The sequence below is a fragment of the Streptomyces vulcanius genome, assembly GCF_042653945.1.
GTDB classification, from domain to species: domain Bacteria; phylum Actinomycetota; class Actinomycetes; order Streptomycetales; family Streptomycetaceae; genus Streptomyces; species Streptomyces mangrovi.
Map to the genome: position 1 here is coordinate 98,787 of NZ_JBHSFK010000020.1, position 12,813 is coordinate 111,599.

At 72.0% G+C, this 12,813-nt stretch carries 13 protein-coding genes; 7 read left to right on the top strand and 6 right to left on the bottom strand.

The window, feature by feature from the left end; genetic code table 11:
* The 3 genes from ACFPIH_RS28615 to ACFPIH_RS28625 are packed head-to-tail and all read left to right on the top strand — an operon-like array spanning position 1 to position 2,329.
* Positions 1 to 1,152 (top strand): thiolase family protein, encoded by a 1,152-nt coding sequence (locus ACFPIH_RS28615; protein WP_381178154.1) that lies wholly within the window; start codon positions 1 to 3, stop codon positions 1,150 to 1,152.
* Positions 1,149 to 1,562 carry a Zn-ribbon domain-containing OB-fold protein gene (locus ACFPIH_RS28620; RefSeq protein ID WP_381178156.1) on the top strand — a complete coding sequence of 138 codons (414 nt, stop codon included), beginning with the start codon at positions 1,149 to 1,151 and terminating at the stop codon, positions 1,560 to 1,562. The genes ACFPIH_RS28615 and ACFPIH_RS28620 overlap by 4 nt, the downstream gene beginning before the upstream one ends.
* Before the next feature lie 17 nt (positions 1,563 to 1,579).
* The gene (locus ACFPIH_RS28625) at positions 1,580 to 2,329 is read left to right on the top strand and encodes a FadR/GntR family transcriptional regulator (protein ID WP_381178158.1); all 750 of its coding nucleotides are present in this window, start codon (positions 1,580 to 1,582) and stop codon (positions 2,327 to 2,329) included.
* A gap of 3 nt (positions 2,330 to 2,332) precedes the next feature.
* Here the strand turns inward: ACFPIH_RS28625 and ACFPIH_RS28630 are convergent, their stop codons facing one another.
* From ACFPIH_RS28630 to ACFPIH_RS28640, 3 genes are all read right to left on the bottom strand, one after another.
* Complete coding sequence (locus ACFPIH_RS28630) at positions 2,333 to 3,355, bottom strand: LLM class F420-dependent oxidoreductase (protein ID WP_381178161.1); 1,023 nt, start codon at positions 3,353 to 3,355, stop codon at positions 2,333 to 2,335.
* A complete protein-coding gene (locus ACFPIH_RS28635) occupies positions 3,352 to 4,488 on the bottom strand; it encodes an acyl-CoA dehydrogenase family protein (protein ID WP_381178163.1) in 1,137 nt (378 codons plus the stop codon). The genes ACFPIH_RS28630 and ACFPIH_RS28635 overlap by 4 nt, the downstream gene beginning before the upstream one ends.
* 235 nt (positions 4,489 to 4,723) lie before the next feature.
* A complete protein-coding gene (locus ACFPIH_RS28640; protein WP_381178166.1) occupies positions 4,724 to 5,509 on the bottom strand; it encodes an enoyl-CoA hydratase/isomerase family protein in 786 nt (261 codons plus the stop codon).
* Positions 5,510 to 5,604: 95 nt separating this feature from the next.
* Here ACFPIH_RS28640 and ACFPIH_RS28645 point away from each other — a divergent pair, with 95 nt between their 5' ends.
* Both ACFPIH_RS28645 and ACFPIH_RS28650 read left to right on the top strand, forming a co-directional pair.
* The gene (locus ACFPIH_RS28645; RefSeq protein ID WP_381178168.1) at positions 5,605 to 6,462 is read left to right on the top strand and encodes a crotonase/enoyl-CoA hydratase family protein; all 858 of its coding nucleotides are present in this window, start codon (positions 5,605 to 5,607) and stop codon (positions 6,460 to 6,462) included.
* 128 nt (positions 6,463 to 6,590) lie between these two features.
* A complete protein-coding gene (locus ACFPIH_RS28650; protein ID WP_381178171.1) occupies positions 6,591 to 7,982 on the top strand; it encodes a family 1 glycosylhydrolase in 1,392 nt (463 codons plus the stop codon).
* A gap of 134 nt (positions 7,983 to 8,116) precedes the next feature.
* Here ACFPIH_RS28650 and ACFPIH_RS28655 read toward each other — a convergent pair whose 3' ends face one another.
* On the bottom strand, positions 8,117 to 9,487 hold the full coding sequence (locus tag ACFPIH_RS28655; RefSeq protein ID WP_381178174.1) for a Tat pathway signal sequence domain protein: 1,371 nt from the start codon (positions 9,485 to 9,487) through the stop codon (positions 8,117 to 8,119).
* Between the two features lie 429 nt (positions 9,488 to 9,916).
* Here ACFPIH_RS28655 and ACFPIH_RS28660 point away from each other — a divergent pair, with 429 nt between their 5' ends.
* On the top strand, positions 9,917 to 10,186 hold the full coding sequence (locus ACFPIH_RS28660; RefSeq protein WP_381178177.1) for a gas vesicle protein K: 270 nt from the start codon (positions 9,917 to 9,919) through the stop codon (positions 10,184 to 10,186).
* A gap of 16 nt (positions 10,187 to 10,202) precedes the next feature.
* Here ACFPIH_RS28660 and ACFPIH_RS28665 read toward each other — a convergent pair whose 3' ends face one another.
* A complete protein-coding gene (locus ACFPIH_RS28665; protein ID WP_381178180.1) occupies positions 10,203 to 10,712 on the bottom strand; it encodes a MaoC family dehydratase in 510 nt (169 codons plus the stop codon).
* A 26-nt stretch (positions 10,713 to 10,738) separates the two neighbouring features.
* The gene (locus ACFPIH_RS28670; protein WP_381178183.1) at positions 10,739 to 11,560 is read right to left on the bottom strand and encodes an enoyl-CoA hydratase/isomerase family protein; all 822 of its coding nucleotides are present in this window, start codon (positions 11,558 to 11,560) and stop codon (positions 10,739 to 10,741) included.
* A gap of 127 nt (positions 11,561 to 11,687) precedes the next feature.
* Between ACFPIH_RS28670 and ACFPIH_RS28675 the strand changes: the two genes are divergently transcribed.
* Complete coding sequence (locus tag ACFPIH_RS28675) at positions 11,688 to 12,806, top strand: acyl-CoA dehydrogenase family protein (RefSeq protein ID WP_381178186.1); 1,119 nt, start codon at positions 11,688 to 11,690, stop codon at positions 12,804 to 12,806.
* Positions 12,807 to 12,813: the final 7 nt, after the last annotated feature.

Here is a 12,813-nt window from a genome sequence, read left to right on the forward strand (position 1 = left end):
GTGGACGCCCGTCAGCCCGTCGTCGTCGGCGTGTACGCCACCGAACAGGCGCTGTCCCTGCCCCACCGCGACGCCATGGACCTCGCCCTCGAAGCGGTGACCGGCGCCATCGCGGACGCCGGGCTCACCCCGGCCGACGTGGACGGCGCCCAGGTCGACTGGCCCGGACCCGGCGGCGTACCCGGCGAGGGCAGCTCCTGGGCCCGGATGCTCGGCCGCGACCTGCGCTGGACCAGCGACTCGATGCTCGACAACGCCGGCTCGCGCGGCCTGCTGAAGGCGGCGGCGGCCGTCCGCGCGGGCTTCGCCGACACCGTCGTCGTCGGCGGCTGCAAGCTGGTCTCGCGCGGCGGCGGACCCGTCGGAGCGGGGGTGCCGCTGGAGTTCGCCGACGTCTGGGGGAGTTACGTCGTCGCCCAGTTCGCGCTGGTGGCGGCCCGGCACATGCACGAGTACGGCACGACGCCCCGGCAGCTCGCCGAGGTCGCCGCCACGATCCGCAACAACGGCACCACCAACCCGGAGGCGATGATGTACGGGCGCGGCCCGTACACCGCCGACGACGTGCTCGCGTCCCGCATGGTGGCCACGCCGTTCCATCTGCTGGACTGCTGCATCGTCGGAGAGGGCGGCGCCGCCCTGGTGGTCACCACCGCCGAGCGCGCCCGTGATCTGCCGGGTCCCGGTGTCGCCGTGCTGGGCGGCGGGATGGAGTACCACCAGGCCGCCTACGCCAACCCGGCGCTCTACCGGGAGGTCGGCGGTCTCGGCCGGGACGCCGCCCTCCGTGCCTACGCGATGGCCGGGATCGGCCCGCAGGACGTGGACGTGTTCTCGCTCTACGACCCCAACTCCTTCGAGATCATCCGCCAGTTGGAGATCCTCGGACTGTGCGACGAGGGGGAGGGCGGCCCGCTGGCGGCCAGCGGTGCCATCGCCGTCGGCGGCAAGCACCCGGTCAACCCGGACGGCGGCTGTCTCGCCTACGCGTGGAACGGAACCCAGCAGATGACCCTGAAAGTCGTCGAAGCCGTACGGCAGTTGCGCGGCACCGCGGTCCACCGGGTCGAGGGCGCCGAACTCGCCGTCGTCGGCAACGCCGGATCGGGCGCGCAGCACTACGAGATGAGCGTACTGGGGAGGATGCGATGACCGGCCGGCCCGTTCCCGAGCCCACCGTACTGTCGGAGCCCTTCTGGGCCGCCGCCCGGCGCGGCGAACTCGTGGTACCGCACTGCACCGCCTGCGGCCTGCGCTTCTTCACCCCCGAACCCGCCTGCCCCGGCTGTATGTCCCGGGACTGGACGTACGCGCCGAGCGCCGGCCGGGGCACCGTCTACTCGGTGACCGCGGTGCACCGCGCGCCCGGCCCCGGCTTCGACACACCGTTCACGCTGGCCGTCATCGACCTGGACGACGGCGCCACCCTGCTGTCCCACGTGGACGCGGGCGACGCCGGCGACCCCGGCGACGACTGGATCGGGCAGCGCGTACGCGTGGACTTCCGCGCCCTCACCGACGAGATCGCGCTGCCGTACTTCGTGCCGGAGAGCACTCACTGAGGGTGGAGGTGGGCCAGGTGACGCACACACCGGTGCGGGTGCCCAAGATGGCCGAACTGGTCGCGGCGAGGCTGCGGCGGATGATCGTACGGGGTGAACTCGCCGAGGGCGAGGCGCTGCCGTCCGAGACGGCGCTCATGGAGGAGTTCGCCGTGTCCCGGCCGACGCTGCGCGAGGCGTTCCGGGTGCTGGAGTCGGAGTCCCTGATCAGCGTGCGCCGCGGCGCACGCGGCGGGGCCCGGGTGCAGATCCCGGAGGGCACGGTCGCCGCACGCTACGCGGGCGTCGTCCTCGAGTACCGGGGCACGACCCTCAAGGACGTCTACGACGCCCGTACGGTGATCGAGGCGCCGTGCGCCGGACTGCTCGCCGGGCGGCGCACGGAGGAGGACCTGGAGCGGCTGCGGGCTGCCGTCACCGAGGCGGAGGGGCTGATGGAGGACCCTTCGGCGTTCATCCGCGCCCACATGGAGTTCCACGCGCTCGTCGTCGAACTCGCCGGCAACCAGACGCTGGGCGTTCTCAACGGCATGGTCCGGCACATCATCGACCAGGCCAACTGGTCCCATGTCGACCTCGACGCCGGCAGCCCCGAGAACATCCGGGCCAACCGCCGGGGCTTCCGCGCCCATATGGCGCTCGTCGACCTGGTGGCCGCCCGCCGGACCGAGGCCGCCGAGGAGCTGTGGCGGGTCCATCTCCAGGAGGCCGAGGACTATCTGCTGCAGAGCAGGTCCATGACGACCGTCCTGGACCTGCTCGGCTGACGCTCAGCCCGCTCGGAGCTCCTGGACGATCGGCTCCCACACCTCGGCGTCGATCTCGTACGCGGTGTAGAACGACACCCGGTCGACGAGTGCTCCGTACCGGCTCCGGATCACGCCCGCGACCCGCTCCGGCTCCGCCACCACCGCGAAGGTGTTCAGGACCTCGTCGTCGACGAGCCGGGACATCGCCTCCCACTTGTCCTCGCGCCGCGACGTCGACAACGTGTGCAGTTCGTCGCCGAGTTCGCCCCAGCCGTGCAGTTCCAGGACGCCGCGGTAGGCGGGGGTGCTGCCGTAGAAGGCGATCTGCTGCCGGGTGCCCTCGATCGCGCGGGCCATCTCCTCCTCGGTCCGGCCGGTGGCGGTCAGCAGCAGATGGGAGACGGAGAAGTCCGCCCGGGTACGGCCCGACGTGGCCAGCCCTTCCCCGACGGTCGGCAGGGTCACCTCGCGCAGATAGCGCTCGGTGGTGAAGCCGTGTGCGAGCAGCCCGTCCGCGACCTCGCCCGCCACCCGGGTCATCGCCTCCCCGACGGCGGCCACGAACACCTTGGGCGCCCCGCCGGTGGCGGGCGGCGGGGAGAAGAACGGGGACATCAGGGTGTGCGTGTAGAAGTCGCCCTGGAAGTTGAGGCGTTCGCCCTCGTTCCAGGCGTTCCAGATCGCGTGCAGCGCGCTGACGTACTCCCGCATCCGGGCCGCGGGCCGGCTCCACGGCATCGCGAAGCGCCGCTCGATGTGCGGCTTGATCTGGCTGCCGAGGCCGAGCGAGAACCGTCCGCCGGCGTAGTTCTGCAGATCGTGCGCGGTGTAGGCGAGCTGCATGGGGGAGCGGGCGAAGGCGACGGCGATGGCCGTGCCGACCTCCAGCCGTTCGGTGTGCTCGGCCGCGAGCAGCAGTGGCAGGAAGGGGTCGTGCTTGGACTCCGAGGCCCAGAGGCCGTCGTAGCCCGCCTTCTCGTGGTGTCTGGCCTCCTCCACCACCTCGGCGGTGCTCCACACGTTGAGCTTGCCGTCGACCTTCATGCCGCTCCTCCGACTGGTTCCATGCCGATGCGCCGGGCGAGCAGCTCGCGGTGGTACGCGGGGTCGCCGAACAGCAGCTGTGATGTCTTCGCCCGTTTCAGATACAGATGGGCCGGGTGTTCCCAGGTGAAGCCGATACCGCCGTGCACCTGGATGTTCTCGCTCGTGGCCTGGAGACAGGCGTCGGAGCAGAAGGCCTTGGCCAGGCTCGCCACGGCCGGCAGCCGGGGGTCGTCGTCCTGCGCGGCGAGCAGCGCGTAGTGCGCGGCCGCGCGCGCCGACTCCACCTCGAGCAGGACGTCCGCCAGCAGGTGCTTGACGGCCTGGAAGGAGCCGATGGGCCGCCCGAACTGGTGGCGGACCTTGGCGTACTCCACCGCCGTGTCCAGTGCCCGGGAGGCCACCCCGACCTGCTCGGCGGCCAGCGCCACCGCGCCCCGGTCGAGCACCTGCGCCACCAGGTCCCAGCCGTCGCCGTGCGTGCGCAGCCGCTGTGCCGGTACGTCGTGGTAGTCGAGGCGGGCCTGGCGGCGGGTCGGGTCGAGCGTGGGCAGCGGCTCGCGGGTCAGCCCCGGGGCGTCGCCGTCGACCACGAACACGCCGATGCCGTCGGCCGCCCGGGCCACGGTGAGGACCACGTCGGCCGCCGCGCCGTCGAGGACGAAGGTCTTGTGGCCGTCCAGCAGCCAAGTGCCCTCGCTCTCACGGGCGTTGAGTGCGACCCCGGAGGCGTCCCAGCGGGCGGAGTCCTCGGTGAGGGCCAGCGTCGCGACCAGTTCACCGGCGGCCAGACCGGGCAGCAGCCGCTTGCGGGCCTCCTCGTCGGCGGACCGCAGCAGGGCGGTCGTGGCCAGCACCGCCGAGGACAGGAACGGCGCGCACAGCAGGGCGCGGCCCATCTCCTCCATGACCGCGCCCACTTCGACCGGTCCGCAGCCCGCGCCGCCGTACTCCTCGGGCACGGCCAGCCCCTGGAGACCGAGTTCGGTGCCCATCCGGCGCCACAGCGCCCGGTCGAAGCCGTCCGGGGTGTCCATCAGGCGCCGCATCTCGGACTCGGGGGAAGTGTCCGCGAGGAACGCCCGTACCGTGCGCCGCAGTTCCTCCTGCTCCTCGCTGAACGCGAAGTCCATGCCCTGTGCTCCTCTCCGGTTCGGCGACGGCTGTTTCGTGGCGGCCGCGCCGGCGACGGCTGCTTCAGCGACGGCCGCTCTGCGACGGTCGGCCGCTCTGCGACGGCCGCTCTGCGACGGTCGGCCGCTGCGCGACGGCCGCTCTGCGACGGCCGCTCTGCGACGGTCGGCCGCTGCGCGACGGCCGGTTGGCGACGGCCGGCCGCTGCGCGACGGCCGGTTGGCGACGGACCGCTCAGCGACTGCCGCGCGCGGCGATGATCCGCTCCACGGCGGCTGCGTGGTCCGGGGACCGCATGGTGTCCCGCTCGGCGAGCAGGGCCGGTTCCATCACGGTCTCCAGGGCCCGTTCCAGATGCCGGTTCACCGCCCGCTTGGTCTCGCGCAGCGCCTGCGCGGGCTGGGCGGCCAGCCGTCCGGCCAGCTCCATGGCCTCGGCCGACAGCTTGTCCTTCGGTACGGCACGGTTGGCGAGGCCCAGCCGGACCGCGTCCCCGGCACTCACCCGGTCGCCGAGGAACAGCAGCTCCTTGGCGCGGGTAGCGCCGACGAGCAGCGGCAGCAGATAGGCGCCGCCGTCGCCCGCGACCAGACCGACCTGGACATGCGGGTCGGCCAGATAGGCGTCGTCGGCGATCAGTACCAGGTCGCTGAGCAGGGCCAGGCTGCACCCGAGGCCGACCGCGGGACCGTTGACCGCCGCGACGACGGGCAGCGGGCAGCGGAGCATGCCGACGATGATCCGGCGGGCCTCGTCGACCTGCTGCTCCCGGAAGGACTCGTCGCGCTGGACCCGGGTCATGAGGTCGAGGTTGCCCCCGGCGCTGAACGCCCGGCCGCGCCCGGTGAGCACGATCGCGCCCGCCCCCGGGTCGGCGGCCAGTTCGTCCCAGACCGAGGCGAGCCGGGTGTGCAGCTCCTCGCTCATCGCGTTGCGCTGCTCCGGCCGGTTCAGCTCCACCAGCCTGACCGGCCCGACGGCCGTCACCACCAGATCCGTCTGCTCCGTCAGCTCCGTCATCGCCACCGCCGTATGCCTCTAATGAGTAAGTAGAGTTGAATGGTATAACTAATTTAGCTCAACTGGGAACCGGGTCGCCGGGCGAGAGGACGCGCATGCAGTACGAGACCGTACGGGCCGAGACGGCGGACGGGATCCTCACCGTCACCCTGGACCGGCCCGAGAAGCTGAACGCCTTCAGTCCGCAGATGATGCGGGATCTGCTCGACGTCCTCGACGCGGCCGACGCCGACGACGACGTCCGCGTGATCGTGGTGACCGGCGCCGGGCGTGGCTTCTGCGCGGGCGCCGACGTCAGCGCCGGAGGCTCGTCCTTCGACCACCGCAAGGCCGGCGCCTGGCACCGGGACACCGGCGGCCGGGTCGCGCTGCGCCTCTTCTCCAGCACGAAACCGGTGATCGCGGCGATCAACGGACCGGCCGCGGGCGTCGGGGCCAGCATGACCCTGCCCATGGACATCCGGCTGGCCTCGACCTCGGCGAAGTTCGGCTTCGTCTTCGCCCGGCGCGGGATCGTGCCGGAGTCCGCCGCGAGCTGGTTCCTGCCGCGCGCGGTGGGCATGCAGCGGGCCATGGAGTGGGTCGCGACCGGCCGGCTCTTCGGGCCGGAGGAGGCGCTGGCCGCCGGCCTCGTCCGCTCCGTCCACCCCCCGGAGGAACTGCTCCCGGCGGCGTACGCGCTCGCCCGCGAGATCGCCGACAACACCTCGGCGGTCTCGGTCGCCCTGGCGCGCCAGATGATGTGGCGGATGCTCGGCGAGGCCCACCCCATGACCGCACACCGCGTCGACTCGCGGATCATGAGCCAGATCGGCGGCGGCCCGGACCCCACGGAGGGTGTCCAGTCGTTCCTCGCGAAGCGCCCGCCGAAGTTCCCGGGCCGGGTCAGCGCCGACATGCCGCCCGTCTACCCGTGGTGGCAGGACGACGAATTCCGGCCGATCGACGAGTGACACGGACCCCCTGACCAGGCGAGGCCAGGAGATCTGTCCGAAACATTGTCGTATTTTCCGTGAAGTGTTAGCGTCCGCCCCACGTATTCAGCTGAATGCGTTAACCATTCATCGCTTGGACGGTCACCATGAGCGATGGTTCGCTGCACGAGTCCTTGCGTGGTGTCGACTGGGGCGTCGCCACCGCGGACACCCTCGCCGCCCCGCCGCCGCACCGGCTGGAACGGGGCGGGCACTTCCGGCAGTGGACCGACGACATCCGCCAGGTGGTCGGCGTGGTCCCGGACACCCATCGCATGGTCGCGGGCTGGCCGCGGCTCCAGCCCGACGGACCCGGCAGCTGGGACCGGGCGGCCCTGGACCGCTGCGACCGCGCCCTGGACGCCATGCTGGCGCGCGGCACCCGGCCCGGCCTCACGCTCGTCCACCAGACGCTGCCGCCCTGGCTGGACGACTCCGGCGGCTGGCTGGCCCGCGACACCGCCGAGCACTTCGCCGCGTACGCCGCCGAGCTGGGTCGACGCTTCGGCGACCGGGTGGAGCGCTGGATCACCTCCACCGACCTGGCGAGCCCCACGCTGGCCGACCACGTGGCCGGACTGTATCCACCGAGCCGGGGGATCGGCCGGGACGGGCTGCGCTCGGTCCACCACATCCTGCTCGGGAACGGCCTCGCCCTCCAGGCCCTGCGGGCCGCCGGCGCGTCCGGCCGGCTCGGCACCACGGTCACCCTCGTCGGCGGCTACGCGGCCACCGACGACCCCTTCGACCGGCTCGCCCTGGAACGGCTGGAGAGCTGGACCAACCGGATCTTCCTCGACCCGATGCTGCTCGGCACCCACATGGTGACCGAGGACGACGTCTCACCCGTCGAGGCCACCGGCTGCGTCCACCCCGGCGACCTGGAGACCATCGCCACCGCACAGGACGTCCTGGGCCTGTCCTGGCACACCCCGTTCCGCGTCACCGCCCCGGAGAACCTGCCCCGCGTCCTGCCGGCGCGGAAGTGCCCGGGCACGCTGAACGAGGTGAACCGGCTGCTGGCGGGCCTCGGCTTCGCGATCATCCCCTTCGACGACGTCGAGACCACGGCGTACGGCTGGCCCATCCTCCCCGAGGGCCTCGCCGACGCCGTCGCCGGACTCTGCGACCTCTACGACGAGCTGCTGCCGCCGCTGTCCGTCATCGACAACGGCATGGGCGACCTCGACCTCGTCGACGACACCGGCCACGCCGACGGCGCCCGGCGCCGGTCCCTGCTGCGCGCCCGGCTGACCTGGCTGGCCCGGCTCATGGACCGGGGCGTGGACGTGTGCGGATACGAGTACTGGTCGGTGCTGGACAACCTGGAGGCCAAGCTCCGCTACACCCGGCTCTACGCGATGGCGGTCCCGGACCACGAACCCCCGCCGCGCCCCGAGATGCCGTCCGACTGGGTCCACGGCGGTGCCTTCGCCCCCGCCGTCGCCGCCCCCGGCCCCTCCGGGCTGACCCTCGTGCGGGCTCCTGCCCGCCGCTAGTACTCCAGCAGCGGTTCGCTGTCCGGCCTGGTCGGAGGCATCGTCCGGAGTGCCGGGCGACGGCTTCGAGGTCCGGGCCGCATTCTGGTCCTCCTGTCGGGGCGCCTCGTCCCCCCTCCGGGAGGCAGGGTGAGTCAGGCCCGCAGCGGGTTGGTGCGGGTCGCGGCCAGCAGGTACCAGGCGGTGGCCCCGGTGTGCCGGTAGGGGTAGTAGCCGAACCCGAAACCCGTGTCGAGCGGACTGCTCGCGGAGACGATCCCGGCGGCCTCCGGCAGCGTCCCGCTCCCCATGGTCTGGCCCGCGCCGAGTAGCTCCTGGGCGCGCTCGACGGAGGCGATCAGCCGCCGGGCGCGCGCCTCGTCGGAGCCGGCGCGGCGGTCGCGCAGGGCGAGCGCCAGGTGGGCCGTGCCCTCGAACCACACGCCGTTGCGGTCGGGCTTGGGCTGACCGGCGGCGATCGGCGCGTCCTCGTCGGCCAGAAGGCCCGCCGTGCTGAAGGTCACTCCCTCGTACGACTGGCCCGCGGGCACCGTGCTGTTGGGCCGGTCTGCCGTGTCCACGACGGTCAGGTGGGCCTTGGCCCAGTCCAGCGAGCGGGAGTACGCGGGGGAGGCCAGGGCGAGGCGAGTCCAGGTCTGGGTGTCCTCCGGGACGGGGGACTCGTTGACTGTCACGCCGTCGTCGGTGCCGGTGTAGAAGAATCCCCCGGACGGCTCCCACATCTTCTTGACGAAGGCTTCGGAACGCGCGCGCCGCTCCCGCCACACACCGTCCCCGGTGAGACGGGCGAGCCTGCCGAACAGGCCTATGAGGTCGGTGTTGTGCTCGGTCGAGGTGGCGGGCAGTTTCGTGTCGGCGCCGTCGACCCCGAACTTGTAGCCGCCCAGAGGTTCGTCGGTACGGCAGGTCCGCTCGATCCATTCGCCGATCCGCACGGCGCCGGTGAGGAAGCGGTGCGCACCGGTCCGGTCGGCGAGGGCGCTGAGCGCGAGGCCGGCCCACGCCATGTCGCCCGCTGAGGTACCGGTGAAGCCGAACTGGCTGCCGATGTTGGCCGTACCGTCCGCCCGTACGAAGCCGTCCGGCTGCGGAGAGCCGTCGTAGAAGGTGTACGGGCCGACGTTGTAGGCCTGGCGCAGCCGGCCGTCGTCGTGGCCGGGGTCGTGGGACTGGGCGTAGAGAAGCGCGTCACCGAGCAGCACGGCCCGGGACCGGCCCTCGGCCGTGCCGGACGCGAGGTGGGCCAGGATCGCGAGGGCGTTGTCGTAGGTGAACGCCGTACTGAACAGGCCTGCCTGGTCGCTGTAGCTCTGGGCCAGGCGGACGGTGCCGTGATCCGGGTAGGCGTCCATGGCGGCGGCGAGAAAGGCGAGGGCGCGGCGCGGGGCGGACGGGCGCTCCGCGGCCTGGCCCACGCCGGCCGCGGCCACGGTGAGGACGGCGGCGCCGAGTCCGGTCCCGATGAGCGCGCGGCGGCTGAGTCCCGCGTCCTGGCTGCCGGTCATGGGTCTCCTTGCAAGTGTGTGGGGGAGGAGGCACGACGGGCTTGACAGCTCTCGCGGTTCCGTGCTCATTCTGCTTTCGAACCAGGGGCTGGTCAACGACTGTTCCGCGTGGGTCAGTTGAGACGTGCGGGTGGTCGCGAAAATTCGTGGGCTTAATGTCGAAGTCGTGGGTACTCCGTGGTCAAGATGTGTTGAGACCATGTGCACGAGCTTGGTGAGTCGGAGCATGTCGGACGTCGCGCTCAGAGGACACGCGAAAGGCCTGACGGCATGCCGTGGCCTGTCGGACGTACCTTCCAGTTGGACGGACCGGACGAACCATGAGCACGAGCGACTTGTCCGACCCCGCGCCGCGCTCGGCGCCGCCCACCGCCGGGACCCCGGTGGTCGGGGCTGCCGTGGGCGCGATGCGTAACGCGCGCACCCAACTTGGACAAGGATACGGTCGAACGCGACCTCGTCCGACTGGTGCTCACCGTCGTGGAGTTGCTGCGCCAGCTCATGGAACGGCAGGCCGTCCGCCGAGTCGAACGGAACAACCTGACCGAGGAACAGGAAGAACGCATCGGTATGACGCTCATGATCCTCGACGACCGCATGACCGAACTGCGCGAGCGCTACGACCTGAGCCCCGAAGACCTGAACCTCGACCTCGGCCCACTCGGTCCCCTCCTGCCTCGGCAGGAGGCGCGCCACTGAGTGCCGGGCCCGGGCCTTACCGGGACGCGCCCTGGCCGCCGTCGGCCCGGTAGTCCCGGCCCCGGATCAGCCGTACCGGCGTGTAGACGAGTACCTCCTCGTCGCGCTGGTTGCGGACGGTGATCAGGCTGGTCACCACGCCCCGGCCGGGCTTGCTGGACGGACGGCAGCCGGTGGTCTCCACGACGGCGTACAGCGTGTCGCCGACGTACACCGGCCCCCGCACGGTGAGTTCCATGTGCAGGAAGGCCAGACCGGTCCCGTGCAGCACGTTCGTCTGGAGTACGAGCCCCTCGGCGAGGCAGTAGGTGAGGCCCCCGGGGACCAGCCGCCCGGTGTAGCCGCCCTCCGCGGCGTGCGAGGCGTCCCAGAAGAGGGGCTCGGTGAAGCCGCCCCAGGTGACGAAGTTGACCAGGTCGGTCTCGGTGACGGTCCGCCGGGCGGTCCGGAAGACCTGCCCGACCGGCATCTCCTCGTAGGTGAGTCCCCTGACGAGCGGGGGAACCTCGGTCGCTGTCCGTTCCATCGTGTGTACTCCTCGGGTTCTCGGGCTCACAGGTCGAGCGGGTGCTTGGCGCCCACGCCCTCGAAGTCCGGCGTGCGCTTCTCGCGGTGCGCGGCCAGCCCCTCGACCACCTCGTGGCCGCCGAACCCGAAGAACTCCAGGCCGAGCGAGGCCTCGAAGATCGGCTGGGCGATCCGGTACCAGTGGTTGAGGGACCGCTTGGTCCAGCTGATGGCACTGGCCGGCCCGGCGGCCAGCGCGGTCGCCACCCGCAGACCCTCGGCGTGGACGTCCTCGTCCGCCACGCACTTCGACACCAGACCGATCCGCTCGGCCTCCTCGCCGGTGAGCGCCTCGCAGGTCAGCAGGTAGTACTTGGCCTTGGCCATGCCGCACAGCAGCGGCCAGCAGATCGCGGCGTGGTCACCGGCGGCGACACCGAGCCGGGTGTGCCCGTCCACGATCTTCGCGGTGCGCGCGGCGATCGAGATGTCCGCGAGCATGCCGATGACCAGCCCCGCGCCGACGGCGGGACCGTGGATGGCGGAGACGACGGGCTTGGCGCAGTTCATCACGCCGTACACCATGTCCCGCGCCTCGCGCATGACCCGGGCCCGCACCGCGTGGTCCTCGGCCAGCGCCTCGATGGAGTCGAAGGTGCCGCCGGCCGAGAAGGCCCGGCCGGCGCCCTGGACCAGCACGGCACGCGTCTGATCGTCCCGGTCGATGACCCGCCAGACGTCGGCCAGTTCGCCGTGCATCTTCGGATCGACGGCATTGAGGTGCGGCCCGTCGAGCACGAGGCGCAGCACGCCGGGCGCCGGCCGCTCGAAGGTCAGGCTCCCGAACGCTGCGTACGGATCGGTCACGTCGCCCTCCTGGTGTTTTCGGTCTGGTGCAAGCGGTCTGGTGCAATCAGTGCGGATACTATAATTATCTAACTGTATAGTGGAGTGGGCGGGCAAGCGGCAGGCAGGCGAGGACGGGAAACCCGGCATGGATCTCACCTTCAGCGAGGAACAGGACGAACTGCGGACGGTCGTTCGCTCGTTCCTGGCCAAGTACTCCGACGAGCAGGCCGTGCGCCGGCTCGCCGCCGATCCGCGTGGCCACGACCCCGCCGTCTGGCGGCGCATGGCCACCGAACTCGGCCTCCAGGGACTCGCCGTACCGGAGGAGTACGGCGGCTCAGGATTCGGCTACGTCGAGCTCGGCGTCGTCTTCGAGGAGGCGGGCCGCGCCCTGCTGTGCGCGCCGCACTTCGCCACCGTCGCCCTCGCCGCGGAGGCGCTGCTGCGCTGCGACGACGAGCAGGCCCGACGCGACCTGCTGCCCGGCATCGCGGCCGGCGACACCCTGGCCACCCTGGCGCTCACCGAGGACGCCGGACGCTGGGACGCCGAGGGCATCCGCCTCACCGCGCACGAGGGCGCCACCGGCTGGCGGCTGACCGGCGCGAAGACCTACGTCCCCGACGGACATGTCGCCGACCTGCTGCTCGTCGCCGCCCGCACCCCCTCCGGCGTCAGCCTCTTCGCGGTGGCCGCCGACGCGCCCGGCCTCACCCGCACGACGCTGCCCACACTCGACCAGACCCGCGGACAGGCCCGGGTGGAGTTCACCGGCACCCCCGCCCGGCTGCTCGGCGCCGAGGGCACGGCGTGGCCGGTCCTGGAACGCACCCTCGCCACCGCCGCCGTCCTGCTGGCCGCCGAACAGGTCGGCGGAGCGGCGGCGGCCCTGGACGGGGCGGTGGAGTACGCGAAGATCCGCGAGCAGTACGGGCGGCCGATCGGCTCCTTCCAGGGGATCAAGCACAAGTGCGCCGACATGCTCATGGAGATCGAGTCGGCCCGCTCCGCCGCCTACGGCGGACTGTGGGCGCTGGACGCGGGCGACGAGACGGAGATCGCCGTCGCCTCCGCCCTGGCCCGGGTCTGCTGCTCGGAGGCGTTCACCAGGGTCGCCGCCGACGCGATCCAGGTCCACGGCGGCATCGGCTTCACCTGGGAGCACCCCGCCCACCTGTACTTCAAGCGGGCGAAGAGCACGGAGACGCTGCTCGGTACGCCCTCGTACCACCGGGAACTGCTCGCCGCCCGGCTCGGCATCTGAGACCCAC

Bases quoted from the DNA above. Each gene is read 5' to 3' on its own strand.
- ACFPIH_RS28650 (WP_381178171.1), top strand. From the start codon at position 6,591: ATGAGCGATGGTTCGCTGCACGAGTCCTTGCGTGGTGTCGACTGGGGC.
- ACFPIH_RS28635 (WP_381178163.1), bottom strand. From the start codon at position 4,488: ATGGACTTCGCGTTCAGCGAGGAGCAGGAGGAACTGCGGCGCACGGTA.
- ACFPIH_RS28665 (WP_381178180.1), bottom strand. From the start codon at position 10,712: ATGGAACGGACAGCGACCGAGGTTCCCCCGCTCGTCAGGGGACTCACC.
- ACFPIH_RS28655 (WP_381178174.1), bottom strand. From the start codon at position 9,487: ATGACCGGCAGCCAGGACGCGGGACTCAGCCGCCGCGCGCTCATCGGG.
- ACFPIH_RS28675 (WP_381178186.1), top strand. From the start codon at position 11,688: ATGGATCTCACCTTCAGCGAGGAACAGGACGAACTGCGGACGGTCGTT.
- ACFPIH_RS28630 (WP_381178161.1), bottom strand. From the start codon at position 3,355: ATGAAGGTCGACGGCAAGCTCAACGTGTGGAGCACCGCCGAGGTGGTG.
- ACFPIH_RS28640 (WP_381178166.1), bottom strand. From the start codon at position 5,509: ATGACGGAGCTGACGGAGCAGACGGATCTGGTGGTGACGGCCGTCGGG.
- ACFPIH_RS28620 (WP_381178156.1), top strand. From the start codon at position 1,149: ATGACCGGCCGGCCCGTTCCCGAGCCCACCGTACTGTCGGAGCCCTTC.
- ACFPIH_RS28645 (WP_381178168.1), top strand. From the start codon at position 5,605: ATGCAGTACGAGACCGTACGGGCCGAGACGGCGGACGGGATCCTCACC.